Below are 26,312 nucleotides of genomic sequence, written 5' to 3'. Positions count from 1 at the left end.
GGGGGGGTGTCTTAACGCGTGGATGTTTCTGGTGGGTGGGGGGGGGCGGGGGCCGCCCCCCCCCCCCCCCCGACTGCCTGCCGATCGGCGAGATGGGTTCGCCGGTCGGCTCTCCGGCTGCTCACTCAGGGAACGGCGGCCGGAAGTCTTGTCAGCGCCTTCGGGGGCGACGGTGTGGAAGGGCTCCGAGCGCGCGGAAGGCGGTGTGGGCGATGTGCCGCGACGGGCAGGGAGCCATCTCTCCGCAGCCTCGGCATCGGCCGCCGGGATTCGTGTCGACGTGTCTGTCGATCAGAGACTGTGCGGCCTGCACGCTTTGGGGGATCGGGACGACTCCCCGGGCCAATTCGGCGATCATGACCCGTTCTCCTCCGTGTCGCCGGCCAGCCCGAGCGTGCGGATGGCCCACTTGTATGCCGGACACGGGTGTGTCGTGACGACGCCGTTTGTGAAGCGGCAGCCAATACAAGATCCGCAGTCGCGTGCATAGCGGACTGTGATCATGAGCGACGCGCGTTCGGTCGGCGATAAGACAACGCCGGTCGATTCGCTGTCGGCCGACAACGCCAACAGGGCCATGACCATCATTGATCCCCTCCCCCGCGTGGGCCTACGCTTAGCTACGAGGCGGAGGGCTTTGCGCTCCCCCGCCCCGCGCTCTATTGAGTAGCGTCTCCATCACATCAAGCAATTGCTAGGAGGCGCAGGGTTTCGGAGGGTTTCGAATACGTGGAAACATCGGAAACCTTTGTCGATCTGCTCAAGCGTCTACGCATTGAGCAGGGCAAAAGCGTCAACGCACTCGCAAGATCCATCAGCGTGAGTCGTTCTCACCTATCTAATGTGTTGGCTGACCGAAAACGAATCGTCGATCGCGCACAGGTGGCAATCCTCGATGAACTCCTCAACGCCAGCGGAGAACTGCTCACAGCATGGGAGACCGACAAGGTGAAGCGCCGCACCCTCGGCAAACTGCCACTCGCGCTCGTTCCAGGGATGCTGCCGACACCCCAAGTCCCGAAGAAGGTCACACCCGAAGATCTTGCCCAAATACGCGTCGTCGCCGGAGCCCTGGTGACGTGGGACAACGCGTTCGGCGGAGGACAGGCGCTCGACCACGGACGTGCTCAACTCCAATGGGCAGAAGGTCTCCTGCATGCCGACTGCCCGAGCGACCTACGCCAGGCGCTCCACAGTGCGGTCGGCGACCTGGCAGAGAAGGCGGCCTTCATGGCCTTCGACGCGTTCCACCACACCTATGCGCGGGAACTGTTCAACTTTGCGCTCGCATGCGCGGCCAAAACCGACGACCCGCACATCCTGGTCTCGATCCTGTCGTCGATGTCCCGCCAAGCAGTGTGGTGCGGCCGGCCGCGTGACGCGCTGGGGTACCTCGACCAGTCAGACAGCCACGCGCAACGTCTGACCGCCACCGAGCGGACGACCATCGAAACCATTCGCGCCCGCGCGTACGCAAAGCTTGGGCCAGGCTATGCCGAGGACGCGCTGACGGCCGTGGGCCGGGCGGATGCCCTGTTCGCACAGTCGGACCCGGCCAACGATCCGGCGTGGGTGAACTACTACGACGAAGCCCAGCACCAGGGCGACACCGCCCACGCCCTGTTCGATCTGGCCATGATCGGTCGGCGGACCGACGCCGTGACCCGCTTCAGCTTCGCGGTCAACAACCACCGGCCCGGCTACACCCGTTCGCGCACGATGTCGAACATCAAGCTCGCAACCTTGATCATGGCCGCTGGTGACCCACGCGAGGCTGCGGCGATCGGACAGGACTCGGTGTACGCGGCGTCGCGGCTGAAATCCAACCGCGCACGGACTGACCTGATCGCACTCCGCATGCAGGCCACGAACCGCCCGAGCATCCCAGAGGCCGTCGAGCTGGTGGAGCGAATCGACGAGGCGGTCGGAGCATGACCGCGACGGCACTCGACCCTGCCCTTCCGGCGTTGCAGGCGGCCTGCATCACCGCCGGCGTCGACAGCGGCGGTGCCACTCTCATGCGCGCGAGCGAGAATTCGCTCTACCGGCTGCAAGGCGGGATCGTGGCACGGGTTACGCGCCCGGGCCAGCAGGCGGTGGCCGCAAAGGAGGTCGCGGTATCACGCTGGCTCGCCTCGATCGGCTTCCCCGTGGTACAGGTGGCCGAGGGCGTTGAACAGCCCGTGAGCGCCGACGGTCGCGCGGTGACCTTCTGGCACGAACTACCGAGCCACACAGCGGGCAGCCCGATTCAGGTCGGGCAGATACTGCGTGCACTTCACGCGTTGCCGCTTCCCACCGATCTGACACTCCCCCGGTTGAATCCGCTCGTGCGCCTCGCCGAGCGGGTCGAGGGCGCCAGCCAACTCGAGGAGGGCGACCGGGCGTGGCTGGCTCAACAGGTAGAAGACCTTTCTGCGGCGTGGGCAAGCCTGCCATTGGGACGACCTTGGTGCGCCGTCCACGGGGACGCCTGGGGCGGCAACATCGTGTCCACCACAGCTGGCGTCGTCATGCTCGACCTCGAGCGGTTCGCGTACGGGCCGCCCGAGTGGGACCTCACTGCCATGGCGGTGGACCGGGAGAGCTTCGGTGCCATCAGCGCAACAGATTGGCATGCCGTCTGTGACGGGTACGGGCTGGACGTGACCACGTGGGAGGGCTACGAGACCCTCCGTGCGATCCGTGAGCTGCGGAAAGTCACGTTCGCGTGGCAAATCGCCGACCAGGACCCCGCCCGAGTCGACCAAGCCCGCTACCGCCTGGCGTGCATCCAGGGGCGGGAAGGCCCACGGCCGTGGAACTGGGTTGCCGTGGTTTCGTAGCGACGTGAAGGAGCCCGCCGACCGGGCCTGAGTTAGGCAACGCGACCGCGCGCATGGCCGCCGCGCAACGGCGCTTCATCAAGGCCGCCAACGCCGAGCTAACGCAGGTCTAACCTGGGGGTGTGGCCGGCCTGCTGTCTTCTCGCCTAGTGCGTTGGGCCTTGAGCCACTCTTCATGCAGGTCCAGATCGAAGTCTTCAGCCGCCAGGTGCAGGGATACGTAGATTACGAACGACCTACTGAACTCGTAATGCTCCTGTGTGTACTCGATCAGGTCGTTACCCTTTACGTGCCGCACCCCATTCCCGGTGTGATAGACCTGGGGCCTGATCATGGAGTAGCGCGCGTACCGACGATAGTCAATTCCGGTTGCGAGGAGGGCAACGACTTCCTGGAGATCAGTGATCTCCTTAGTCAACCCCCGCACCACGTTCGTCACAACGCGTAGCAGTTGCTGCGCTCCCCGTGAAGCCGAGATGTCATGGTCCCCGCCGCTGTAATGAAGGTCGGTGTCAAGCTTTCTGAGCCTGTCATCTGAGAAGGTGAACGGCCCGCGGTCCCACCAGGACTTCTTCCGCTCGGCGTAGTCGCGAAGCAGCCACCTGAACGCGTCATCGAGCTCACCCAGCGCCGCGACGACCTCGCCGGCTGCCACATGCGCCTCGGCCTCGCGCAGATGCTCTCGTGCAGTCGCCTGGCTCACGAGTTCGGTAAGGTCGATCGAACGCACGTCGATGCCGAAGACACGCGGAGTGTTGTCCTCAAAGAAGGTATGGGTATCGCTCGCCGCGAGTGCAACATCGTCGGAGCTGGGCTTACGGCCCAGGTGCTTGAAGTCCACCCGTACTCTGTTGAGCCGGTCCATGCCAGCATGACCAGAGAGATCGACGCCGTACTTACGCAGCTCTTTCCAGTAGTCCAGGAACCTGATGTTGCTGCTGCCGACGCCCCCTACGTGCTCCCAGGCGAGGATGAGGAAGTTCTCGACGGCGTCGTGAAACCCCAGGATCGCAAGGATGTTGTTCGGCTCGGCCCCCCTGGCCTGCTCTCTGGCGTGCTCAAAAATCAGGCGCGTAATTGCGAGACGATCCATAGTGGTCGGTTTCAGCGTCGGCACGGAGGCTCCACTCTGACGACGGCGGGCGCCGAAGACGATACAGATCCGTGAAGATCATTATCGTCAATTTCGCGCGTACGTCCCGTCCGCGCGTCGGTGGCCTTCTGTCTGCGCACCCCCGCGCCCCGCAGGCCGGGCCGGCACGCTCGGAGTGACCTCGCCGACGCGGCACAAGCCTTCCACCGCAGCCCCGGCACGGCCAGTCGCCCAGTGCCCCAACTGTGGACAACGGCAGAGTGTGGATAACTCGCCCGAACTATCGCGTCTCTTCAGGCTGACGTCTGCGCATCTGCTGGGCGGGAGCATCGCCCCGAGTGCGATCAGCACGGCGGCGGAGTCGGTGGATTATCTCCTCGACCCGAGCAACATACTCCTCCGCCTCTTCGAAGGCGATCGCCGCAGGATGAGAAAGCATGCTGGTGCGCCGTGACCTTAGGCGACTAACGCTGTTGGCCGACGGCCGGGTGAGAATCCCAAGGTCCCTAAGCTCACTGATGAGCTGCCATCCCGTCAGCTTCATGTCGCGATTCGGCCCCCACAATGAATACAACTCGATCTCTACCAGCTGATAGCCCGAGACGACTGCCAACACGGGGTCCGTGCGAGCAAGATCCCTCAGTTTCTCGAAGACGGCGCTCGGCACCGCAACCTGCGGTGAGCCGGTGATCTGCGCCTGGAAACCTGCCTGAACTTCTTGCAGCCGGTCCAGGAACTCCAGGTCAATCGGACCGGCCTTCAATCGCTTCAGTCCTTGGCTAAACGCGCCCGCAATCGATCTTCGGAAGACGAGGATCCCCAGCGCCGCCACCGCCGGCCACGCGAGCGCCTGCAAGATGCCGACGACGAACGCCATCCAGTTCATGACGCGATGCTCTGCGAACCAGCAGGTTCACACCAGCCGCGACACGTACATGAAAATCCGCCGATTCGACCCCACCGTGGCTGACCTGCGCAAACCCCGGCATGATGGACGCCATGATGCTGCGCTGCACCTGCTGCGGGCAATGGACCGTCGAACAGATCTGGCTCCAGAAGCCAGCCTGGCGGCATGCCCGGCGCGTGCTGCGCCTACTCAACGGCGCGACCCTCGTCGGGGACGGCTACTACACCAGCGCCAGCCAAGTCGCGACCGTGCTCGCCTGGCACGGGATCCTGCACCGCATGGTCGACGTGGAAGGCAGCCAAGCCGACATCCCCCGCCCGATGGACTGCCCCGGCCGGTGAACCTGTGGGCACCGAAGACTGGGCCGCTCAAGGCCGCCGCCGACGAACCTTCTGCGCCCAGATCATCGCCCGAGACAAAGACATCCCCGGCTACATCTGCCCCCGCTGCGGACAGCCCATCGACTGGAACCTGATTCACCCGCATCTGCGCAGCGCCAGCGTCGACCACATCACCGAACGCCAAGACGGCGGCGCACTGTTCGACCCCGACAACGCGTGGACCATGCACCTCGAATGCAACTCCAGCAAGGGAGCCAAACGGGCAGCTCAACGCCGCCGCGAGCAAGGCACGATCATCGTCGAACTCGGTAGCGTGTGAGGCGGTTGGCGATTATCAGCCCCTAAGACTGCTGCTGCCTCCTGGCCCTCCGCCGTCTCACCAGGCGGCGGGCCTCCAGGGCCAACAGGCCAACGGCCAGCAGCGGCACGAAGACGTAGCCAAGCACTCGGCCAAGACCAAGGCCGGTATCGCTGAAGATCCAATCCAGGTCCACGGCTGCCCCTCGCCCACCAGGCTAGCAAACGGCCAGCGCCGGGCGCGCACTGGAGAGCGCGCCCGGCGACAGGTCGAACGACGTGGAACTTACGAGGACAGAATGTTGTGGCACTGCTTGGCGCGCTGAGAGCCGCCCACGTAGAACACGGCGCAGGGCCTTGCCGATGGTGTAGTTACCGTTGATCTCGAAGTGGTGGTACGTGTTGTAGTCACACGACGAGTAGATCGGCGACGGCGGCATCCAGGCGACGAGCTGGTTGTTGATGTTGTAGAACTCGTACTTGAACTGGTAGTTGCAGAAGCCGCCCTATCCTGTCCGGTCAGTCGGTGACGCTGAGCCTCTACATCGGCTCTGCCCGAAAGGGCATCGCGACCGTCGAGAAGACCCCGACGTCGTCTATTTCGAGTCGGATGTCGAGCGGCACCGGCGCTCCTGGCGGGTCATCGAACTGAGCCACGTAGACGCTGTCGGCCTTACTACCGCCCCCGCTAAGGCTCCGGAATTGCAGCGGCTGCCCTGTCGATGGAGTGATCGTCATCGACCACGGCCCAGAGCCGGCATCCGGACCCCCGGGACCAGCCACGAGGACGTAGAGTCTCGTGCCGAGCGGGACGCACACGAGCAGCTTGTACGGGCCGGACGTGTCCGCCTCGGCAGTCCACATCATGCGTCAAACCTCGACTCCTCCATTGATCGGCATCTGTAACTCACACACCGATCGCCGCACAGTAACAGCGGCAAGCGGCAATCCTCGTGGAACCGCCGAAGTCAGCTCTCGACCAGTGAACGAGTGAGGTACACGAGTGCGATGAACGTCTGGAAGAGAGCCAGCGGCTCGTCGCCGGTGAACGCCACCGTGACGAAGTCCAGGCGGCGTACGCCTTGGATCCAGGTCGCCTGCTCGGCCATGTCCGGCGAGGTAAACCGCACCTCGATCGTGGCGGGCATGGTGATCTGAGGCGGCAGCAGCTCGCCCCGCCGGGCCAGCGCCTCGCGTACGCCGTCGCGCACCAACTCACGGGCCGCGTCAGGGTGGAGATTGCGTGCCGCGTACCGGCTGATCGACTCTTTGACGACGATCGCGGTCACGCCAGGGCAGAACGGCTCGGCTTCCGGGCCGACGTACTGATCGCCGGTGATGACCGCGACCGGAACCCCGAAGTGCTGTGCGACGAGAGCGTTCAAGCCTGCTTCCCCGGTCGGAACGCCGTTGAGGCGCACGTCGGCGATAGCCTTGGGGTTGTAGGTGTGCGAGAGGATCCCCGGTGTTCCGGCGGCCGAGTGGTAGCCGAGGAAGACGACCGCGTCGAACGAGGGGTCGAGGCCCTGCATCATGTAGAGCGGCTTGACCCGGCCGGACAGGTACGACGCCCGACCGGCGAGCAGCGACGGCGGCAGGTTACGCATCACCGAATGGGCGTCGTTGATCAATGTCTCAGTCCCGCCGGCCGCGATGATGCCCTCGATCGCGGCATTGACCTCGCCGAGCGCAAGGTCGCGGCCGATCGCGTAGTCGTCGCCACTGGCGACGCACTGCTGCCAGTCGACGATGCCCGCGACACCCTCCAGATCCAGCGAGACGAAGATCTTCATGAGGCTGAGCGTCCCATGATCCGCTCACCTAAGGAAGCACTTGGCACGAAAGCAGCGGTGATCATGTGTCCGTGGTCTGCGATTTCACCCGCTCTTCAGGGTCATGTTGCGCCCGTCCGCGCCAATACCTCACTAGATGACGCCAATGCCCCGCTAGACGCAGATCGCAGGAATCTGATCATCGAAATCGGATCCGAAACGCATAGCACGGGCGAGGCCGCCGTCGACGGACCGCCCGCACCGCATGGGCTCTGGACGGCTACTGGACTCACTTATGGTGCACGGCGGGAATCATCGCCATAGTTGTGCCGTGGTATCAACAGACGATGACCCGTGGCAATGGCTGGAGGAGATCGACAGCGAAGCCGCGATGGACTGGGTACGCGCCCGCAACGCCGAAACCGGGAAGCTCACAGCCACCGAAATCTTCGGCGGGCTTCGCTCCCAGATCCACGAGATTCTGGCCGACGAGCGCAGGATCTCGTATCCGACGGTCCACGGCGAGTTCTGGTACAGCTATTGGCAGGACACGGCCTATCCGCGCGGTCTGTGGCGGCGCACCACCGTTGATTCCTATCGCTGCGACGAGCCGCAGTGGGACATCCTGCTCAACCTCGACGCCCTGGCCGCCGCCGAGGACGAGAACTGGGTTTGCGCGTCGATCAACGTGCGCAAGCCAGACTACGACCGGGCCCTGATCGGCCTGTCCCGCGGTGGCGGCGACGCGGTCGTGATCCGTGAGTTCGACCTTTCCACCCGGCGCTTCGTCGACGACGGTTTCACCGTGCCCGAGGCGAAGACATCGATCACCTGGGTTGATCGGGACCTGGTCCTCGTCGCTTCGGACTTCGGGCCTGGATCGCTGACCAAGTCCGGTTACGCGCGGACCGTGCGGTCGTGGCGGCGCGGCACACCCTTGGACACCGCGCCGATCGTGTACGAGGGCGGCGTCGACGACGTCTGCGTCTACGCCACCCATCAGCCGACACCCGGATACGTGCGCACGTTCCTGTCCCGGCGGATCGACTTCTACCGCAACGAACACCACCTGCTATCCCCCGACGGAACCGTCGTCCGGCTCGACCTTCCCGACGACAGCGGCTGGTCGATCCACCGCGAATGGCTCACCATCTGGCTGCGCTCACCCTGGACGCCCGGCCCCACGACCTACCCGGCAGGAGCGCTCCTCGCCACCCGGCTCGAACCGTTCCTCACCGGTAGCCGCGACATGGTCACGCTCTTCGAACCCTCGCCACAGTCGGCCCTCGTGGACTGGCACTGGACCCGCCATCATCTGATCCTGCAACAGATGGTCGACGTCACCAGCCGCCTGGAGATTCTCACACCCGCCGAACCCCACTGGGCACGCACCCGAATCCCGGCTACCAATGAGCTCGGGTGGGCGTGGATCCAAGACACCCAGCCCGACGACAACGACGACTACCTGATCGGCGAATACAGCTTCCTCGCCCCCGCCGAACTACGCGCCGCAATAGTCGGCGAACCACCACAGGTACTCAAACGCCAACCCGACCAATTCGACATCACCGGCATGCGGGTACGGCAGCTGTTCGCGATCTCGGCCGATGGCACGCAGGTGCCGTACTTCGTCATCGGCGACCCCGACTCCGTGAACCCGCCGACGCTCATCTGGGCCTACGGCGGTTTCAACGTGCCGTCGACACCCTCCTACGACCCGGTCATCGGCGCGACATGGCTGGCCAGAGGTGGCACGTACGTGGTCGCCAACATCCGTGGCGGCGGCGAGTACGGCCCCGGCTGGCACGAAGCCGCCCGCGGCCACCAGCGCCACAAGGCCTTCGAAGACCTCGCAGCGATCGCCGAAGACCTCGCCGCCCGTGGCATAACCACACTCGTGCGTCTTGGCATGGAGGGCCGCAGCAACGGCGGCCTGCTCGCCGGCGTCATGTACACCCGCTACCCGCACCTGTTCGGCGCCGTCATCGCCGAAGTACCCCTACTGGACATGCGCTCGTTCCACACCCTGCTCGCCGGCGCATCCTGGACCGCCGAATACGGTGACCCCGACAATCCCGATGACTGGGCCTACCTGTCCCAATACTCGCCGTACCACAACATCCAGCCCAGCCAGAAATATCCGCCGCTGCTCCTGATCACCTCAACCCGCGACGACCGCGTCCACCCCGGCCACGCCCGCAAAATGGCCGCCCGACTCGCCGAGCACGGCTGCGACGTCACCTACTACGAGAACATCGACGGCGGCCACGCCGCCGCAGCCGACCACCGGCAGCAAGCCCACAACGACGCCCTCAAGATCCAATTCTTGTGGCAGACCCTCGCCGGACCAGCGTGACGACCGCGCAAGCCTGACCAGGTGAATCAGACTACGGCTGTACGCTTATCAAGCGATCTTGACAGCTTGCAGTATTCGCAGACCCGGTGACAGGTGACCTTGTCGCGTCTAGCTGTTCGGGGCTGGGGTCCACTGTTCCTCAGGCGTCGCGGTGTCAGGCGCTGGAATCCGGTCGTGGCGGCAGCCAACCGATCGCTTCGCCTGCGACTTCCGCGGGCCGGCTGCGGGTATGTTCAACTGCGTGGAAACGGACCGGGTAGACGAGATCAAGGCTCAGGACGAGCGGTCGGCTACTCCAGCTGGTTGGTTCGTTGAGCAGCTGACGCGTCCGAGCCCGCGAGCACGGTATTACGCTCTGATGGCGCTAGCTCATCGCAAATCCACTATGGATCACTCGCTAGGCGCATTGTCGGCAGCGTTGATAGCCGAGGCGGGTGCTGGATTGCAGGAGTCGGAAGGGCCACGGGCAGGGCGCTGGCCTGCTTGTCGACTCGCCGACCGGCTAGCCGAGTTCCATCCCCAGCAATGCGCCCAGTTCCTGAAGGCCGTCTTCGGCCATCCCGCCGCAAAGGTCCGGCAGGACGCGCCGCAGGCGGTCGCACGGCTGGCGTCGCTGTGGCGCAGACCGATGGTAGACCTGTGGGCCGCAGTCGCAGACGCGCTGTCTGACGGAGATTCACCTATCGGCTGGGATGCTGCTAAGGCGTTGGCCAACGCCGGCGCGGCGGCCCGTCCTCACGCCGATGCTCTCATCGCCTACGCCGAGACGGCGGACGACGGCTTCGGCTACGCAGCAGGCGCTCTGGCCCGCATCGGCGATCCCAGGGCTGTCCACATCCTCAACCATCGGCCGGTGCACCAATGGTGGCCGATCGGATATCGGCCGGTGAGCGTGCTGGCAGGGCTGAAGACGGAGGCTGGGAAGCTACTGCCAGCACTCCGGCAGGCACTGTCCCCCGAGACCGAGGCAGACCTGGTACCTATTCTCGCCGCCTGGGGCACAGCCAGCGCTGAGGCCGTACCCGAACTTGTGTCTCTACTCGACGGCCGGCGGACGTTCCGGGCTTCGGCAGCCCTCGGCCTGATCGGACCTGCGGCACACGATGCGGCACCCCGGCTCGCACGCCTGGCACTTGATCCAGATGCACGGGTCCGCTGCCCCTCCAACCAGACAGCGGCCTGGGCACACTGGCGGATTACCGGAGACCCCGACCTGCCACTGCGCGTGATCGGCACTGCCGACCACTGCCAGTGCCTGAGCCATCCCGCGCTGGACTACCTCGCAGATCTCGGACAGCTCGCTCAGGCCAGCGCCGAAAGCGTCCGAGGCTGCCTCACCTCGACGGGCGCGTGGACGCAAGTGAAGGCCGCCCACGCCTGGTGGCGGATCACCGGCGACCCACAACCATCCTTGCCGGTGCTCATGGCGGCGCTGGTTCCACAACCAGTCCACCAGTGGCACGAGCTCGCCATAGCGAGCGCAGGCTACCTCGCCGATATGGGCGCGGCCGCAACGCCGGCAATCCCCCTCTTGGAACAGCTGCGCACAGGCGAACGCCGCTTGGTCCAACACATCATCTGGGATGAGGCGCTGACCGCTGCGGCCACCAGGGCGCTCACCAAGCTGAACCACAGCTAGCCGAGGTTCTCGACGCCGATTGATCTTCCAATTCGTTGTCTCACGCCAGACTGCCAAGCCCGGAATCCATGTGCTCGCGGTGTGCTCGGATGCAATGGGCGGGAAGGTACGCAGTAGCACGGGGCGGCTGCTGCACCAACCCCCTCATCTCAACCCTTAGCTTGCACCGAGCGAACATCCCCCCGTGAAAGGCATCTCCTCGATGCCCATCTCATGAGTTACCTGCTCAGGTGCGATCGCTTGGGCAGGCGATGTCAGAGCCGGCTGATATGAACTGGGCCGTGATCACTGAGCATGTCGATCCTCCTGATCTCGAGACGACTCGCCTGGCTCTGTCCATCGACGATGACGACGCCTCGGCGCTGGGATGGGCGGCAGTACGCGGCTTCGAGGAGCAGCACGGGATTGTGCTGCCTGAGCCGTACCGGTCATTCGTCGCCGAGGTCTCTGACGGGTCGCCCGCCGGACTACGGGCTGGTTGGGCTCGCCAAGGTGCCGGATGACTGGGGCGACGACCGGCCGGCACGCGATCTGAGCAAACCATTTCCGCTCACCTCCGAGTGGCTGTGGGAGGAGGACGATCGGCCCGAAAGCGAGCTGGGGGGCCACTGCTGGGCTTATCTGGTTGATCACCGGCGAGGGCGCGACCCCTTTCGGCGCAGGGTTCGGGCACACCACCGGCGAGCCCGGGTTCGCCGGCTGGGTCAAGCACTGGGTCACCGGTGGGGAATGGTTTGACGCCGCCTGACGACCGATATCCGAGCCTTCATAGGGTTGCCTCGGCACCCCACGGCGCGGATGATCGTCGGGTGTCGTTCCTGAACCCAGACCTGGTCACGTTCGAGCTGCGCGACGGCGAACCCGTCCTATCGTTGGCCGTCGAAGTCCCCACCGGGCCGGATGAGGGCTGGTCGTTGATGAATCGGCTCACGGTCTGCGTCGTGGACGGACCCGGCGATGCGGGGTATCTGTTCCCCAGGCTCGGCGGGCCTGCTGGCGACAAGGCTCCACAGGGCTGGGACGAGGCAGTCGCCCGCGCCGGCGGCAGCACCGTCGTGTTCGGCGGCGGCACCCAGACACGCACACTGTTCGCACCCTCGGTGGGCTAGCGCAGTTCGCACATCCTGAGCCTGAACATGCGTGGCCTACACGCCCTTCGGATGCACCGGGCACAGCGGGGTCACGCCGGAAGGTCCATCGTCGATAGGCTCAAGCCCATGTCAGAGATGGTCTCCGGCGAGCGTCGACCTCGGCAACTGCACGAGCTGACCGACGTCTTCGGCTTCCTCGAACAAGTACGCCTTCGTCCGGGCATGTGGGTGCGGTCGCTCGATGAGCTGCACTCGATGCTGATCGGGTACCGGGTCGCGCTGGAAGTCCATGGAATCGGGGAGGATTTCGAGTTCTGGCCGGCCGGCGCTTTCGCCGAATGGCTTTGGGTGAGGCTGGGGCGGCATAGTTCCCTTGGCTGGGCTGCGGAGATCAGCCGCGAGGCCGAGGCTACAGGCGTCAGCCCGCTGAATCTGTTCTTTACATTCGTGGATGAGTTCCGGGCCAGCAACCGCACCAGAAATGCCTGATCAGCTTCGTCCGATTGTCGGTGGCGGGCCATGCCGAAGGTCGGAGCAGACCGGTGCTGGGTGATTCGTCACATAGACGGCCACCTCGTCGCCCTCTTCCCTCAAGAATGCCGCGAGTCTGGCCCCGAAGTCCTCCGTGTAAAGAGTCGTTAGAGGTCACGTCCCTCGAACTTGCGCAGGGCCGCCACTTGCGGGCCCTCGTCGGCCGGGTATTCACCCTTCGGAATCGACCAGACACCGGGACTTTGCGGGCCAAGAACAGCCCACCCATGTGCCCGAGCAGAAGCTGGATCGTTCCGTCCGCGACCCGTACAGCAGCAGCCCTGCGCTCAGCGTTGACACATTCCTACGACACGGGCGCACAAGGACCGGTGCTGAGAACCGTCACCGAGTACGGAGCCAGCATCCGCGAGCTGCCGATCGGCGCGTTGTCATGGTGGCTGCGCAGGCCGCTGTCACCAGGCTGAAAAGAGTGCACCGTGGTACCTCGGCTCATCTTCTGACCGGCAACGTCCAGCTGTACGCGATGCGCCCGCGTCGGGTCGGTGTTGACGAGCAGGACGGCGATGCTTCCGTCGGGCCGCCGGCTGGCGTACGCGAGCACCGACTCGTCCGTCGAAGTGGTCTGCAGCAGCACCCCGCCGCGCCCGGCGACCTCGGTCGCGAGCTGAATCCCGAAGTACGACGGATAGGGCGTGTCGTCGGCCACGTCGCAGCCGGTCGACGCGCACCCGCTGGCGAGCAGGCCGAGGTCACCGGTCGGGAACGACCAGTTGTGCAGCGCCCACACATCGACGCTCTCCGCGCCGTTGGCCAGCAGGGACAACGAATGCGCGGCGAGGAACAGCGCGTTGAACTGTGCGATCTGGTCCGGTCCCGCCGCCGTGGCCGAGTTCATCTCGCCGATCATGATGGCCGTTTCCGGCCCGGCGTACTCGTCGACCATCGCCCGGGTGTCCGGCAGGATCGCCGGGATCGCGTACTCCGCCGCGGCGAGCAGGTCGGCCGGTGCGCTGCCGATGAAGCTCGACGGATACCAGTGCAGGTCCACGAAGTCGATGGCCTGCCCGGCGATGCTCAGCACCGTCTCGTTCCAGTCGCGGAAGGGGCTGGCATCCGGTCCGGAGACGAACAGCCCGACGCCGATCCTGATGCTGGGGTCGACAGCCTTCATGGCCTGCGAGTACGCGACGACGTTGGCGGCGTATGCCTGCGGGCTGCGGTCGGTGTGGGCGTCCGGCTCGAAGTTCATGTCTTCGAAGTACCCGTTGAGGTAGACCTCCTCGCCGATCTCCCAGTCGCGCACGCCATACCCCTGGACCTGGTTGGCGTAGTGCACCCAGGCGGCCGCTTCGGCGGGCGTACCGGTGCCGTAGTTGACGTGGACCATCATGTCCGCGCCGGAGGAGCGGGCCACGGTGGCGTACTGGTCGAAGGTGAACTGCGGCGGCAGCGCCGCGTAGTCCGACGGGTGCTCCGCGATGTCGGGGTCCGGGCTCAGGGAGCCGTCGGCCCAGTGGTAGAGGTCGCTGATGGGGCCGCCGTTGAAGACCAGCCTGCGCAGACCCGCCTGGCGCAGGAGCCCAGGGACCGCGGCGTTGGTCAGATTCGGGTTCGACAGGTAGGTGTTGACGCCGATCGCGTGCTGGTCGAGCGCCGCGATCGGCCGGTCGGCCCGGACGGTGATCTGCGCCGATGTCGCGGCGGCGACCGGTGACGCGGGACCCGCCGTCATCGCCAGCACCGATGCGGCTGCCACCGTCACGTGCATGATCCGTCTCATCTGGATGATTCCTTCCCTCGTGTTCGCCTTGCCTTGCCATGATCAGCAGTGGCGTGCGGAGCGAGCAACGGAAGAAAGAAGGCGCGGTATCCGACTAAAGTCTAGGGTGTGGCGGCTGATGTCACGGTATCGCCTGGTACCTACGCGGCCGAGGGTCAGCGCCGCCGGATGTGGACGGTCACAACAACCTGGCTGTCTCGGGTGAAGCTCTCGCCGCCGTAGCCGCCGTGCTGTTCAAGACTCTGTAACCCGGCCAGCTCGGCCATAAGTTCGAGTTCATAGGGCCACACGTAGCGGCTGTGAACCGCATGCATAGTCACACCGGTCGTCGGCGAGAGAGTCGACACCTCAAACTCGATCGTCTGGGTCATCGGGTTCAACCGTCCGGTCTCGATAACGGTGCCGTCGCCTCGCCGACCCAGGTGGCGTACGCGGCGTCCCTGCTTGTCGAACGAGCTCAGGTCCGGCACCGGCATTTCGAGGACGAGGCGCCCCGCCGGTGCGAGCACCGAGGCTATCGCGGCCAGGCAGCGTCGCTGCGCGTTGGCGTCGGGCAGCGCGGTCAGCGTGCCAAACACGCAGTACACCAGGTCGTATGGCGCCCCATCGGAGGCCGACGCGAGCAGATCGGCGTCAGTCATGTCGCCGAGTGTCGTGTAGAGCCGGTCCGCCCCTGGTTTGGTGCGCAGGACGTCCAGCATCGCGGGCTCGAGATCTACTCCGAAGACCTTGACGCCGCGTTCGGACAGCGGAAGGGCCACCCGCCCGGTTCCGATGCCCAGCTCCAGCGCGATCGGCTCGACCGCGCCGGTTGCCCTGGCCTGGCCGGATAGGAAGGCGGCGGTGTTCAGCGCCCGGTCATCGATGGGAAAATACTGGTCATAGAGTGCGGCTGCGGGACCGCCGTAAGTGTCCTCATTGGTGGTCACGATGCCGACCATGACATGGTGGGCTGAGGTGACACAAGCCGCGACCGGCGGGCTGCCCCGGCCGCCTCGCCGGGCGATGACGACGCCACCGGTATTCGGAACCATGGATCGCGACGGCAACTGCGGCGGAGGGGGCCATGCGCCGTGCGTCACCCCGGACCGGAGCGACGACCCGCACCATGGCCGAAACCAAGGGCGGCCGATTTCTACGGACCGCCTACCGCGAGCAGCGCCGGGGCCAGGGGTTCCAGGATCGCCGGGGTGTAGGGCGGGCGCAGGTAGACGATGACCAGGTCGGCGCCGAGTACGCCGAGCTCGGCGGCCGCCGCGGCGGTGGCGTGCGGGTCGCCGTCGTGGCGTACCTGGGCCGACACGGTGATCTCGGCGGGGTCGCGGCCGATGGCGGCGCAGTGCCCGTGCAGCACTGCGCGGGCGCGGGTGAACTGCGCCGGGGTCGGGGTGTCGAAGTTGGCGTGCTGGGCGTAGCGGGCTGCGGTCAGCAGGGTGCGTTTCTCGCCGGTGCCACCGACGCACAGCGGCGGATGTGGCCGCTGGACGGGTTTGGGCTCGCACAACGCGCCACGTAGCTGGTAGTGGGCGCCGTCGAAGTCGAATCGGGTCTGCGTGAACATCCCGATGAGCACTCGGCAGGCCTCTTCGAGGCGGTCGCTGCGCTGCGCGGCGGTGCCCATCGCGATGCCGTACGCGTCGGACTCGTCGGCGTTCCAGCCGGCTCCCAGTCCGACCTCGAGGCGGCCGCCGCTGACGATGTCGACTGCGGCGGCCATGTTGGCCAGTACGGCCGGATGCCGGTAGTGCACACCGGTGACGAGGGTGCCCAGCCGCAGGCGCTGGGTGGCCTGCGCGAGCGCGGCCAGCGTCGTCCAGCCTTCCAGGCGCGGGGTCAGCGGGTCGGCGGCGTGCGTGGGGTGGAAGTGGTCCGACGTCCACCCGGACTCGAACACGTCGACGTCGTCGGCGGCCTGCCACAGCCGCAGGAGGTCGGTCCAGGTGGTGTCCTGTGGCGATGTCTTGAAGGCGAAGCGCACCCGTCGAAGGCTAGCGGTCCGGTGTTCCCGCCCTCGGCTCGGATGTCGCGCGAACGCGCTGACCAGAGCCGCTGCCCAGCCTGGACGGTCAAACCGCTATCGCGCGGGCGGCGGCGATGCGGCCACGCCCGGCGCCGCCTGGCGGCTGACGCGGGCGATGGTCCTCACCGTTGGCGTGTTTGCCCGGTGGCGGGCGTCGCCTACGGTGTTACCCGCACGCGGCCCACAGTCCCGGCCGGAAGGGAGCCGTCTTGCGGTTCTGCATCTTGGGACCCGTAACGGCCTACGGACTCGACGGCGCCGTCGAGTTGGGACCGACCCGCCAGCGCACCGTGCTGGCTGTGTTGCTGGCCGCACCGGGCATGCCCGTGACCACCGACCAACTCGTCGACCGGGTGTGGGGCGACCAGGCCCCGCAACGGGCCCGGCAAACCCTGCACACCTATCTGTCGCGGCTGCGTACCGCGCTCGAAGCGGCGGACGGGCCGAACCTCGTCCGGCGTGGTCGGGGCTATCTGCTCGATGTCGACCCCGCAACCGTGGATCTGCATCGTTTCCGTGATCTGGTCGGCCAGGCCCGCGTCGCCGACGTCGGCGAAGCCGCCGAGCTGTGGCGCGAGGCGCTGGCCCTGTGGCGCGGTACGCCGTTCGACGATCTTGACAGCGACTGGCTGAACGCTGTGGCCGCCGGGCTGGAGCGGGAACGCTGGGCAGCCGTCCTCGACCGCAATGATGTGCTTCTACGTGCGGGTGCGCACGCCGCTCTCCTTGCCGACCTCACGGAAGCAGTCGACGGTCATCCGCTGGACGAACGGCTCGCCGCGCAATACCTCCTGGCTCTGTACGCGGTGGGCCGCCAGTCCGATGCTCTGGCCCATTACCGGCTGGTGCGCCGACGCCTGGTCCACGAGATCGGCAGCGAACCCGGACCCGCTCTTAAGGACCTGCACCACCGCATCCTGCATCACGATCCGCACCTGGTCCTGCGGGAGGCGCCAGAACCGGCCGAGCCTGCGCCGCAGCCGCCGGCTCGGTCCCGCCGGCCCGCGCAGTTGCCGGCCGACACTGCCGGGTTCACCGGGCGGGCCGACGAACTGGACGAACTCGATCGGCTGCTCGACGAGCCAGGTCCGGCGATCCGGATCGCGGTGATCGGCGGCACCGCAGGAGTCGGCAAGACGGCCCTGGCGGTGCACTGGGCTCATCGGGTCTCCGAACGCTTCCCCGACGGTCAGCTCTACCTCAATCTGCGCGGCTACGATCCTCAGCAGCCGATGAACGTCGCCGACGCGTTGGCCCGCCTCCTCGTCGGATTGGGTGTGCCCGACCGGGAGATCCCTGTCGGAGTGGACGACCAGGCTGCCCGGTTCCGAAGCGAGATCGCCGGCAAGCGGATGATCCTCGTGCTCGACAATGCCTCGACGGTGGCTCTCGTGCGGTCGCTGTTGCCGGGCTCTGGGTCTTGTCTGGTCGTGGTGACCAGCCGCGACAGTCTTGCCGGGCTTGTCGCGATCGACGGGGCGTACCGGGTCGACCTGGCATTGCTGAGCGACAAAGAGTCGGCCGTCCTGCTGGGCCGGCTGATTGGGCGGCGGGCGCAGGCAGAGCCGGCCACCGTCGCGCTGCTGGCCGAACAGTGCGCGCGGCTGCCGTTGGCACTGCGTGTCGCCGCCGAGTTGGCCGTGTCACGGCCAGACAGCACGCTGGCCGAACTCACCGCCGAACTGACCGATCGGCAGTCCCGGCTCGACCTGCTCGACGCCGGAGGTGACCCGTACGCCGCCGTCGGGGAGGTGTTGTCCTGGTCCACTCAGCACCTGCCCGCAGCCGCCCTCGCAACGTTTCGCCTCCTCGGCCTGCATCCCGGCCCCGACGTCGACGCATACGCGGTCGCCGCACTGACCGGCGCACCGGTCGGGCAGGCTCGCCAGAGCCTGGCGCTGCTGGCTCGCGCATACCTCGTGCACCGGGCGGGACCCGGTCGATTCGGTCTGCACGACCTGCTGCGGGCTTACGCTGGACAGCTGGCCGCCACTGAGCTCACCGAGGCGCAGCGGAGCAACGCCGTGCGGCAGCTGCTCGACTACTACCAGACGGCCGCAGCGGACGCGATGGACTGCCTGCACCCGGCCGAAGCCGCAGACCGGCCCGTTCGGACTGCCCGCACCGCCGCCGTCCCCGACTTGTCGGCCAACCACGACGCACAGCGGTGGCTCGACAACGAACGGTTCGGGCTCATCGCAGTCGCAACACATGCCGCGGCTGCCGGTGACGGTACCTACGCAGTCGATCTCGCCCGTATCGTGCATCGATATCTGATCGACGCACACACCACCGAGGCGATCACACTTAACGAACTGGCCAGGGCGGCCGCCGAACGAGACGGCGATAGCGGCCGTCTGGCTCATGCGCTGCGGCAGCTCGGCGCGGCCTACGGTCGCACGAGCCGACTCGACCTGGCCGTCGACTACCAGCGCAAAGCGGTGACGCTGTTCCAGCAGTGCGGCGACGGCGCCGGCCAGGCCCGAACTCTCACCGGACTCGGTGTCACGCTCGTCCGGCTCGGTCGGCACGGCGAGGCACGGACACATATGCGTTCGGCCGTCGCGGTCGCCCGCCTGACCGGCGACGCTCAGGGCGAGGCGATGGCCCTCAACAACCTCGGCAACCTCGAGCAGCGCCTGGGCCACCACGCCGACGCCAGCGACTACTTGCAGCAGGCACTCGACCGATTCCACGTTCTCGGCGTGCGGACGCACGAAGCAAACGCGCTGACGAATCTCGCTGTCGTGGAAACCACGTTGGGCCGATACGCCGAGGCGGCGGCGCATCTCGATGAGTCGCTGACCATTCTCAAAGAACTCAGTACGCCCACGGTCGAGGCTCATACCCTGGACAAGCTGGGGATGCTACTGCTTCGCCTCGGCGATGTGGAGCTTGCGACGGCGAAGTTCGCCGAAGCGCTGGAGATCGACCGCCGGACCGGGGTTCGCGCGTCCGAGACGTACCCGCTCAACGGCCTGGCGGAGGCAGCGTTCCTGGCCGGCGACTTCGATCGAGCGGTGGACCGGCACAAGCAGGCACTGGCCGTCGCTGAGGAGATCGGCGTGAAGAACCAACAGGCCCGCGCGCATCTGGGGATCGGTCGAGCCCTGAACGCACGTGGAGACATCGAGCAAGCTCGAACACACCTTGAAACGGCACTGGCCCTCTACGAAGGACTCGGCATGCCAGAGGCAGCAGAGGCCCAGCAGGCGCTGGCCGAGATGGCACCACACTCGAGTACGGGGTGACCCATGCCGCCGTCGCCGGCGATCTCGGGACGCGAGGCCTGCGATGGCCGTGCTGGGAACATGCGAGCCTCGATCGGCCCCGCGACGGGAGGTGCGTGGCACGCCTTCCGCCGCAGGTGGCTGCCTTCAGTAGCGAGTCGTAACTGTGGTCGACGGCCAGAGTCATGACGCCGGCCAAGGGTGCGCGTGCCGAAGACTGTGGCCTCGGTGCTCCGGCGTCGCCGATCGGGACGTATCTCGACGCTCCCGATCCTGAGGGGACGGTGCTGCGGTTCCTCGCCGACAACCCGATCAGCCCCGGATCGTTCGTGGGCGTTGCCGTCGACATGCAGGACGGCGTGACCTATGACGCCCCGATCTTGTGAGCCACCGATGCCGTGCTGCGCCGAAGTACCAGCTCGGGCTCGAACAACACTTCGTCGCTGACCAGCGGGCTGCCGGCGACTTGAGCCTCCAGCAGTGACACGGCTGTCTGTCCGATCTCCTCGATCGGCTGACGGATCGTCGTCAGTGGTGGATCGACGCAGGTCATGAGGGCGGAATCGTCGTATCCGATCACGCTGACGTCCTCGGGGACGGCCAGCCCGTTGTTGCGGGCGCCGCGGATCGCGCCGAGGGCGAGCACGTCGCTGGCGCAGATCAGCCCGGTCGCCCCACGCTCGAGCAGCCGGACGGCCGCGACGTGTCCGCCTTCCAGCGACAGGATCGTGCGTTCGACCAGGTTCGGCTCACCGGGGAACGCCTGAACCTTGCGTTGTGACGGCACGTGCCCTGGCGGGCCGACCACGAGGCCGATCCGCTCGTGACCGAGGCTGCGCAGATGGCTGTACGCCTTGGTGACCGCCGCCGCGTCATCGGTGGACACCCGCGAGAAGCCCAGGCTGTCCACGGCTGCATTGATGAGGATGACCGGCAGTTTGCGTTGCAGCATCCGCTCGTAGTGCTCGTGGTCCGCGTCGGCTTGTGCGTACGCACCGCCGGCGAAGATCACGCCGGACACTTGCTGGCCGAGCAGCATCGTGACGTAGTCGCCTTCGGAGACGCCTCTGCTCGTGCGCGTACACAGCACCGGCGTGAAGCCCTTCTTGACCAACGCTGCTCCGACGACCTCGGCGAACGTGGGAAAGATCGGGTTCAGCAGGTCCGGCAGCACCAGCCCGACCAGACGCGGGCGTTCGCCGCGCAACTTGACCGGCCGCTCGTAGCCGAACACGTCCAGCGTCGTGAGGACGGCGTTGCGGGTCGAGTCGGAGATCCCCGATCGGCCGTTGAGCACTCGGCTCACCGTCGCCTCACTGACGCCGGCGTGCTGGGCGATGTCCACCAGCCGTCTCATTTGAGCCCCGAGTGAGCCAAGCCCTCGACGAACTGGCGCTGGGCGACGATGAAGACGATCAGCACCGGCAGGACCGTCATCGTGGCGGCCGCCAGCTGGGTGTTCCACATCTCGCCGCCGTACGCGTCGGTGAATCGGGTGAGCGCCTGCGGCAGCGTGAACAACTCCGGCGAGGTGAGGTAGACGGTGGGTTCGAGGTAGAGGTTCCACGAGGTGAGGAAGGTCAGGATCGCCACGGCGGACAGCGCGGGCTTGGCCAGCGGTACGCAGATCCGCCACCAGATTCCGGGGCGGCCGAGGCCTTCCAACCGGCCCGCCTCCTCGAGCTCGACCGGGAGGGCGATGAAGAACTGCCGCATGATGAAGGTGGCCAGGACGCAGGGTGCGGCCAACGCCGTGACCAGAATCAGCGGCCAATGCGTGTTGATCATCCCGGCTCGTTTGAACATCTGGAACAGCGGCACGATCGTCACCTCGCTCGGCACCAGCAGGCCGATGAGCACCACCACGAAGAGGGCGTTCGCGCCGGGGAAGCGGATCCGGGCGAAGGCGTACCCGGCGAGGCTGGAGACGAGCAAGGTGATCAGCGTGACCAGCAGGGCGATGTAGACGCTGTTGAAGTACTGCCGGGCGAACGGCTGGAAGGTGAAGGCTTCGGAGTACGCCGACAGCGTGGGGTGATCGGTCCACAGTGACGGCGGGGAGGCGAAGATCTCCGGCAGCGGCTTGACCGATGCGGCCACCATCCAGATCGTCGGCACCACGAACGGAATCGCCAGGACTCCGAGCGCCACCACCAGCAGAACGCGTCGCCCCAGCGAGTTCAATGATTCACTGCTCATGGAAGACCCACTTCCGGCGAAGCTGCCATTGCAGCAAGGTCAGCAGCATGACGAAGGACAGCAGCATCAGGGCGAGCGTCGAGCCGTAGCCGATGTTGTTGAACTCGAAGGCCTGCTGGAAGACGTAGTAGACCAGCACGGTCGTGCTGAGCTCGGGGCCGCCGCCGGTCAGGACGGCGATCTGTGCGAAGGACTGCAGCGCGCCGACGATGGTGATGATCGCGGTCAGCAGCACGGTCGGCGAGATCAGCGGCAGGGTGATCCGGGTGAAGATCGTCCGGCTGCCTGCCCCGTCCATCCGGGCCGCCTCGTACAACTGGGACGGCACTCCCTGGAGCGCCGACAGGAACAGCACCATGTTGACGCCGACGCTGCGGACCACCTGGGTGATGATCACCGACAGCATGGCGGTGTCCCCGTGCTGCAGCCAGTTCGGTCCCGTGATGCCGATCGTGGCGAGCGCTGCGTTGATGCCGCCGTTGTCTTGCAGCAGGAAGCCCCAGACCAGCGTCCAGGCGACGACGGAGACGACGACCGGCGAGAAGAACAGGGTGCGGAACAGGGTCGCGCCGCGGAACCGGCGGTTGAGGAGCACGGCGATGAGCAGTCCGAGGGTGATGTTGAGGATCACGACGCCGGTGGAGAAGATCGCCGTCGCGAGCAGGACCGACGGCAGCTGGGGGTCGGACGCGAGAGCGGTGTAGTGCTCGGCTCCGACGAAGGTCTGCTTGCCGGTGAACACGTTCCAGTCGTTCAGGCTGTACCAGATCGCCAGGCCGACCGGGATCAGCACGAACAGCAGGACCCCCACCAGCTGCGGTGTGATGAACAGATAGCCGGTGAGCACGTCTCGGCGGCGGGTGGTCCAGAAGGGCGGCCGGGCCGTGCCCCGGACGTTGGCAGACGCCCGGGACACGACACGGTCTTTCGTGGTGGCCGACACTACTTGGCCAGAATGGGTTCGATTGCGGCGCAGACCGAGCGCAGCACGGCGGGGATGTCGGCGTCGGACTTCCACATGGCGTCCAGCGCGGTCTTGCCCTTCTGGGCGATCTCGGCGGGGCTGGTGTGGTTGGGCAACGTGACGGCGGTCGGCAGTTGGTCGACGACGACGGACTGCAGCTGTTCGGCGCTCAGCGTCTTGTTGTTCGCGGCGAGCTTGGCCCCGGTCAGCAACGACTTGCGGGGCGGCGGGAAGAACTGGGCCAGCTTCTCGGCGTTCGACGGGTTCGTCAGGTACGCGAGGAAGTCGGTGGCCTGGCTCTGATGCTTGCTGGAGGCCAGTACGCCGACTCCTGCCTGCCCGAGCACGGCGTACTTGCCGGCCGGCCCCGCCGGCAGCGGGTAGAGCCCGAACTTGAACGAGCCCGTGAGCAGTGAGGCGCGCGACACCTGGGCGATGGTGAACGCGGCGTCACCGGCGAAGAAGTCCGCGGTGGTGCCCGGGCTGGGCATCGCCTTGGTCGTGAACGCCGCGTCGTGCAGGAAGGAGAAGGCCTTCTGCATCTCAGGGCTCGCGAAGGTGCACGTCTTGCCGTCCTGGCTCCACGCTGCCGCGCCCCAGCCGGTCCAGACGGTGGCCAGCACGTTCCACGACTTGTAGTCGAAGTCGCGGACGACGAAACCGGCCTTGCCCGTCTTCTCGTGGACGGCCGCGCCCGCGGCGGCGACCTGATCCCAGGTCAGCGTGGCGGGGTCGATCTTCTGACCGGCCTTGGCGAGCAGGTCGGTGTTGACGTAGAGGGCGTACGGCGAGTTGGAGAAGGGGTACGCGTACAGGGTGCCGTTGCGGCTGTACTCCGCGGTGACGCTGGAGAGCAGGTCGTCGTATTGCCAGCCGTCGGTGGTCTTGAGCTTGTCGGTGAGCCCGACGAGAGCGTCGGAGGCGATGAGGTCTTTCGACAGGTCACCCATCCAGGCGAGGTCCGGCGCGTTGCCACCGGCGATCTGGGTGGTGAGCGTCGTGTTGTAGTCCGCGAACGGCAGGCTCTCGAAGGTGATCTTCGAGACGTCGGGGTGGTCGGCCTTGTACGCGTCGCCGATCGAGTTGAGCAATTTCAGCTGAGCCTCGTTCGAGGTCCAGACCGTCATCCGCAGCTCGGCCGGGCCTGAGGTCTCGGCCGCCGGCCCGGCGCAGGCCGCACTGAGCCCGAACATCGCCGTCAGCGCGAGGGCGCCGAGCGTCTTCCGTGCATTCATCATGATCGCGTCCTTCTTAGGTGAGTGTTGGGCGCGGCTCAGTAGCCGACGACCTCGGGCCAGTGCAGCTCGACGCCGGCCTCGACGAGACGCTGCTGAAACAGGTCGACGAGGTCGGCATCGGTCGCTACCTGCCGTGGGCTCAAGCTGCGGTCGAGGCAGAACGCGGCGAGTTCCCCCGCGGACTCCCCCACGTTCCACTCGACCGGATGCAGCCGGTACGCGCCGTTGGTGATGTGGGTGGTGCCGATGTTCTTGGCCGCCGGCAACAGGTTCTGGACGCGTACCGGAACGAGCGCGGCCAGCGGGATCTCGAACGGCGCGCACTCGACGTCGATGTAGTTGTCGCCGCCGGTCGACGGATGCAGGTCGATCCGGTACATCCCGACTCCGACCGAGCCGTCGAAACGGGCCGGGCCGTCGTATCCGCGGGCCTTGATCGAGATGTCCTGCTCGCGGACGGTGGTCAGCGCCTTGATGCGCCGGGACTCCCGGATGTAGGGCGCCTGGGCGAAGCCGTCGGCGGTCCCGACCAGATCCCCTCGCAGCCGCAGTCCGGGCCAGCCACGTCCGCCGTCGGGTCGCGGTGCCTCGGTCTGCAGCCAATACGCGTACGCCCGGGACTGCGCCTTCGCCGCGGCGAGGTGCCGGCTGCGTTCGTCGGTGTCGATGATCGAGCCGCCGACGTAGTCCAGCTGCGGCCAGTTGGCCAGCACGATGTCGCTGTCGTACAGGCCTTCGGCGAAGGTCTGCCGGGCGGCGATGCGCCGGAACTGCCACAGATCCTGATCACCCGCGTCGAACCGTGGATCACCGGAGTTGTCGCGATTCGGGTTGACGATCATGGTTCGCTGTTCCGGCACCAGCGTCCGCGGGTTCGGTGCGACGAACGACAGCATCGGACCGCCCCAGAAGGGCAGCTCGAACGAGCGCCACTCGTCGTAGTCGGCGGGCCGGTCGATGGTGTGGTCACCGGCGACGTGGTCGAAGGCGAAGCACCACGCGATCGACTGGACGTTGGTCGGGTCGGCCACCTCGGCCGCGCTCGGCTCACCGGTGTCCGACCGTGCCTCCGCGCCGACGACGTACTCGGTCCCGGTGAGCGGCAGCAGGTCGCCGGTCTCGGTGCCGTCGAGGACGAACTGCGCCGTGATGACGATCTCGGCACCGCTCGGCAGGTCCTTCACCGTGACGGTCCGGACCACGCCGTCGACGACGTCGGCCGAGACCGGAACCGCTGGCTGCAACACGGTCAGCCGGCCGCTGGACCGATACGGAGCGAGCAGAGCTTCGATCACGGCGAGCGCCACGCGCGGCTCATGGCACAGCCGGCTGACCCGGCCGCGGCCCGGGTTCAGTTCCCGCTCGGCGCGGGCCGCGGCCGACAGCGGGTAGTGGTCGCGGTAATACCGCCGGATGTTGTCCCGCAGCGTCCGATAGCGGGCGGTGACGCCGAACTGCTCGACCCAGATGTGCTCGTCCGGCGGCACTGCTTGCGACGTCAGTTGCCCACCGAGCCAGGCGTACTCCTCGGTCATCACGACGCGGCGGCCGCGTTGGAGCAACGCGAGCGCGGCGGCTACCGATCCGAGCCCGCCGCCGATGATCGCCACGTCGGTGGCGATCGCGCGCATCAGGACACCGCCGATCGGGCGACGATGGTCCCGCCGGTCTCGACCTCGGCCATCAGCAGCCGCTGCGTCTCCAGGCTCGCCCATTCCTGAGGGTCGGTGGTGATCAGCTGCTGCAACAACTCCAGCGCCTCGGCGGCGATCTGCATCCTCGGCACGTGCAAGCCGGTCAATTCACGGTTCGCGGCGCGATGGCCGCGTACCTCCCCGAGGGCGGCGACCGAGATCTCGCCCGGCACGTCGACTCCGGCTTCGACCAGCGCGTGGATGACGTCTTCGGTCAGGAAGGCGTCCTCGGCGATGATCAGGGTCGCCTCGGTGGCCCTGGCCAGCCGCGGCAGGTCGGCGACGCGCTCGTCGCCGACCAGCAGGAACGCCAGCCGGCCGTCGGCCGACGCCGCCACGACGGCGCCGCGCCGGGCGCGCGCGGGCGGCGTGTG

22 protein-coding genes are annotated in these 26,312 nt (G+C 66.8%); 10 read left to right on the top strand and 12 right to left on the bottom strand.

Going from position 1 to position 26,312, the window contains the following annotated elements:
- The first annotated feature begins 729 nt into the window (after positions 1 to 729).
- On the top strand, positions 730 to 1,935 hold the full coding sequence (locus tag AB0M47_RS32435) for a helix-turn-helix transcriptional regulator (protein ID WP_363420835.1): 1,206 nt from the start codon (positions 730 to 732) through the stop codon (positions 1,933 to 1,935).
- Positions 1,932 to 2,825, top strand: a complete 894-nt coding sequence (locus AB0M47_RS32430) for an aminoglycoside phosphotransferase family protein (protein WP_363420833.1) — start codon at positions 1,932 to 1,934, stop codon at positions 2,823 to 2,825. Before AB0M47_RS32435 ends, AB0M47_RS32430 begins: the two co-directional genes overlap by 4 nt.
- Before the next feature lie 109 nt (positions 2,826 to 2,934).
- On the opposite strand, the gene AB0M47_RS32425 is transcribed toward AB0M47_RS32430, so the two are convergent.
- Together AB0M47_RS32425 and AB0M47_RS32420 are read right to left on the bottom strand one after the other, a co-directional pair.
- Positions 2,935 to 3,942, bottom strand: coding sequence for a hypothetical protein (locus AB0M47_RS32425; protein WP_363420831.1), 1,008 nt, complete (start codon positions 3,940 to 3,942; stop codon positions 2,935 to 2,937).
- A 256-nt stretch (positions 3,943 to 4,198) separates the two neighbouring features.
- Complete coding sequence (locus AB0M47_RS32420) at positions 4,199 to 4,804, bottom strand: hypothetical protein (RefSeq protein WP_363420829.1); 606 nt, start codon at positions 4,802 to 4,804, stop codon at positions 4,199 to 4,201.
- Positions 4,805 to 4,917: 113 nt separating this feature from the next.
- Between AB0M47_RS32420 and AB0M47_RS32415 the strand changes: the two genes are divergently transcribed.
- The gene (locus AB0M47_RS32415; RefSeq protein WP_363420828.1) at positions 4,918 to 5,166 is read left to right on the top strand and encodes a hypothetical protein; all 249 of its coding nucleotides are present in this window, start codon (positions 4,918 to 4,920) and stop codon (positions 5,164 to 5,166) included.
- A gap of 4 nt (positions 5,167 to 5,170) precedes the next feature.
- Positions 5,171 to 5,485: an HNH endonuclease gene (locus AB0M47_RS32410; RefSeq protein ID WP_363420826.1), complete on the top strand. Its 315-nt coding sequence runs from the start codon at positions 5,171 to 5,173 to the stop codon at positions 5,483 to 5,485.
- A gap of 946 nt (positions 5,486 to 6,431) precedes the next feature.
- On the opposite strand, the gene AB0M47_RS32405 is transcribed toward AB0M47_RS32410, so the two are convergent.
- Positions 6,432 to 7,256 carry a M55 family metallopeptidase gene (locus tag AB0M47_RS32405; RefSeq protein WP_363420824.1) on the bottom strand — a complete coding sequence of 275 codons (825 nt, stop codon included), beginning with the start codon at positions 7,254 to 7,256 and terminating at the stop codon, positions 6,432 to 6,434.
- Between the two features lie 310 nt (positions 7,257 to 7,566).
- On the opposite strand from AB0M47_RS32405, the gene AB0M47_RS32400 reads away from it, so the two are divergent.
- The 4 genes from AB0M47_RS32400 (at position 7,567) to AB0M47_RS32385 (ending at position 12,810) form a co-directional block, all read left to right on the top strand.
- The gene (locus AB0M47_RS32400; protein WP_363420822.1) at positions 7,567 to 9,591 is read left to right on the top strand and encodes a prolyl oligopeptidase family serine peptidase; all 2,025 of its coding nucleotides are present in this window, start codon (positions 7,567 to 7,569) and stop codon (positions 9,589 to 9,591) included.
- A 241-nt stretch (positions 9,592 to 9,832) separates the two neighbouring features.
- Positions 9,833 to 11,230, top strand: coding sequence for a hypothetical protein (locus tag AB0M47_RS32395; RefSeq protein WP_363420820.1), 1,398 nt, complete (start codon positions 9,833 to 9,835; stop codon positions 11,228 to 11,230).
- An 809-nt stretch (positions 11,231 to 12,039) separates the two neighbouring features.
- Entirely contained in the window at positions 12,040 to 12,339 is a 300-nt protein-coding gene (locus tag AB0M47_RS32390; protein ID WP_363420817.1) for a hypothetical protein, read from the top strand.
- A 108-nt stretch (positions 12,340 to 12,447) separates the two neighbouring features.
- Complete coding sequence (locus tag AB0M47_RS32385) at positions 12,448 to 12,810, top strand: hypothetical protein (protein ID WP_363420815.1); 363 nt, start codon at positions 12,448 to 12,450, stop codon at positions 12,808 to 12,810.
- Positions 12,811 to 13,156: 346 nt separating this feature from the next.
- Here AB0M47_RS32385 and AB0M47_RS32380 read toward each other — a convergent pair whose 3' ends face one another.
- The 3 genes from AB0M47_RS32380 to AB0M47_RS32370 all read right to left on the bottom strand — a co-directional run bounded on the left by AB0M47_RS32380 (position 13,157) and on the right by AB0M47_RS32370 (position 16,571).
- Positions 13,157 to 14,593: a hypothetical protein gene (locus tag AB0M47_RS32380; RefSeq protein WP_363420813.1), complete on the bottom strand. Its 1,437-nt coding sequence runs from the start codon at positions 14,591 to 14,593 to the stop codon at positions 13,157 to 13,159.
- Between the two features lie 155 nt (positions 14,594 to 14,748).
- A complete protein-coding gene (locus AB0M47_RS32375) occupies positions 14,749 to 15,522 on the bottom strand; it encodes a class I SAM-dependent methyltransferase (protein WP_363420811.1) in 774 nt (257 codons plus the stop codon).
- A gap of 206 nt (positions 15,523 to 15,728) precedes the next feature.
- A complete protein-coding gene (locus tag AB0M47_RS32370; protein WP_363420809.1) occupies positions 15,729 to 16,571 on the bottom strand; it encodes an LLM class F420-dependent oxidoreductase in 843 nt (280 codons plus the stop codon).
- A gap of 251 nt (positions 16,572 to 16,822) precedes the next feature.
- Between AB0M47_RS32370 and AB0M47_RS32365 the strand changes: the two genes are divergently transcribed.
- Both AB0M47_RS32365 and AB0M47_RS32360 read left to right on the top strand, forming a co-directional pair.
- Positions 16,823 to 19,864, top strand: coding sequence for a tetratricopeptide repeat protein (locus AB0M47_RS32365; protein WP_363420807.1), 3,042 nt, complete (start codon positions 16,823 to 16,825; stop codon positions 19,862 to 19,864).
- Between the two features lie 164 nt (positions 19,865 to 20,028).
- Positions 20,029 to 20,229, top strand: a complete 201-nt coding sequence (locus AB0M47_RS32360) for a hypothetical protein (RefSeq protein ID WP_363420805.1) — start codon at positions 20,029 to 20,031, stop codon at positions 20,227 to 20,229.
- Here the strand turns inward: AB0M47_RS32360 and AB0M47_RS32355 are convergent.
- The 6 genes from AB0M47_RS32355 to AB0M47_RS32330 all read right to left on the bottom strand — a co-directional run.
- Entirely contained in the window at positions 20,208 to 21,200 is a 993-nt protein-coding gene (locus AB0M47_RS32355) for a LacI family DNA-binding transcriptional regulator (RefSeq protein WP_363420804.1), read from the bottom strand. The genes AB0M47_RS32360 and AB0M47_RS32355 overlap by 22 nt on opposite strands.
- Complete coding sequence (locus AB0M47_RS32350; protein WP_363420802.1) at positions 21,197 to 22,042, bottom strand: carbohydrate ABC transporter permease; 846 nt, start codon at positions 22,040 to 22,042, stop codon at positions 21,197 to 21,199. The genes AB0M47_RS32355 and AB0M47_RS32350 overlap by 4 nt, the downstream gene beginning before the upstream one ends.
- The gene (locus AB0M47_RS32345) at positions 22,032 to 22,958 is read right to left on the bottom strand and encodes a sugar ABC transporter permease (RefSeq protein WP_363420800.1); all 927 of its coding nucleotides are present in this window, start codon (positions 22,956 to 22,958) and stop codon (positions 22,032 to 22,034) included. The genes AB0M47_RS32350 and AB0M47_RS32345 overlap by 11 nt, the downstream gene beginning before the upstream one ends.
- Before the next feature lie 26 nt (positions 22,959 to 22,984).
- Positions 22,985 to 24,244 (bottom strand): sugar ABC transporter substrate-binding protein, encoded by a 1,260-nt coding sequence (locus tag AB0M47_RS32340; protein ID WP_363420798.1) that lies wholly within the window; start codon positions 24,242 to 24,244, stop codon positions 22,985 to 22,987.
- Between the two features lie 35 nt (positions 24,245 to 24,279).
- Positions 24,280 to 25,875: an FAD-dependent oxidoreductase gene (locus tag AB0M47_RS32335; RefSeq protein ID WP_363420796.1), complete on the bottom strand. Its 1,596-nt coding sequence runs from the start codon at positions 25,873 to 25,875 to the stop codon at positions 24,280 to 24,282.
- The coding region (locus AB0M47_RS32330; RefSeq protein WP_363420794.1) for a substrate-binding domain-containing protein at positions 25,875 to 26,312 on the bottom strand (438 nt) is incomplete at its 5' end. The genes AB0M47_RS32335 and AB0M47_RS32330, both read right to left, overlap by 1 nt.

The sequence above is a fragment of the Hamadaea sp. NPDC051192 genome (genome assembly GCF_040682475.1).
GTDB classification, from domain to species: domain Bacteria; phylum Actinomycetota; class Actinomycetes; order Mycobacteriales; family Micromonosporaceae; genus Hamadaea; species Hamadaea flava.
This window is presented reverse-complemented; position numbering and strand designations above follow the sequence as displayed.

Coding starts and splice junctions, on each gene's coding strand:
- AB0M47_RS32430 (WP_363420833.1), top strand. CDS start 1,932: ATGACCGCGACGGCACTCGACCCTGCCCTTCCGGCGTTGCAGGCGGCC.
- AB0M47_RS32420 (WP_363420829.1), bottom strand. CDS start 4,804: ATGAACTGGATGGCGTTCGTCGTCGGCATCTTGCAGGCGCTCGCGTGG.
- AB0M47_RS32415 (WP_363420828.1), top strand. CDS start 4,918: ATGATGCTGCGCTGCACCTGCTGCGGGCAATGGACCGTCGAACAGATC.
- AB0M47_RS32405 (WP_363420824.1), bottom strand. CDS start 7,256: ATGAAGATCTTCGTCTCGCTGGATCTGGAGGGTGTCGCGGGCATCGTC.
- AB0M47_RS32385 (WP_363420815.1), top strand. CDS start 12,448: ATGTCAGAGATGGTCTCCGGCGAGCGTCGACCTCGGCAACTGCACGAG.
- AB0M47_RS32380 (WP_363420813.1), bottom strand. CDS start 14,593: ATGAGACGGATCATGCACGTGACGGTGGCAGCCGCATCGGTGCTGGCG.
- AB0M47_RS32360 (WP_363420805.1), top strand. CDS start 20,029: ATGACGCCGGCCAAGGGTGCGCGTGCCGAAGACTGTGGCCTCGGTGCT.
- AB0M47_RS32355 (WP_363420804.1), bottom strand. CDS start 21,200: ATGAGACGGCTGGTGGACATCGCCCAGCACGCCGGCGTCAGTGAGGCG.
- AB0M47_RS32350 (WP_363420802.1), bottom strand. CDS start 22,042: ATGAGCAGTGAATCATTGAACTCGCTGGGGCGACGCGTTCTGCTGGTG.
- AB0M47_RS32340 (WP_363420798.1), bottom strand. CDS start 24,244: ATGATGAATGCACGGAAGACGCTCGGCGCCCTCGCGCTGACGGCGATG.
- AB0M47_RS32335 (WP_363420796.1), bottom strand. CDS start 25,875: ATGCGCGCGATCGCCACCGACGTGGCGATCATCGGCGGCGGGCTCGGA.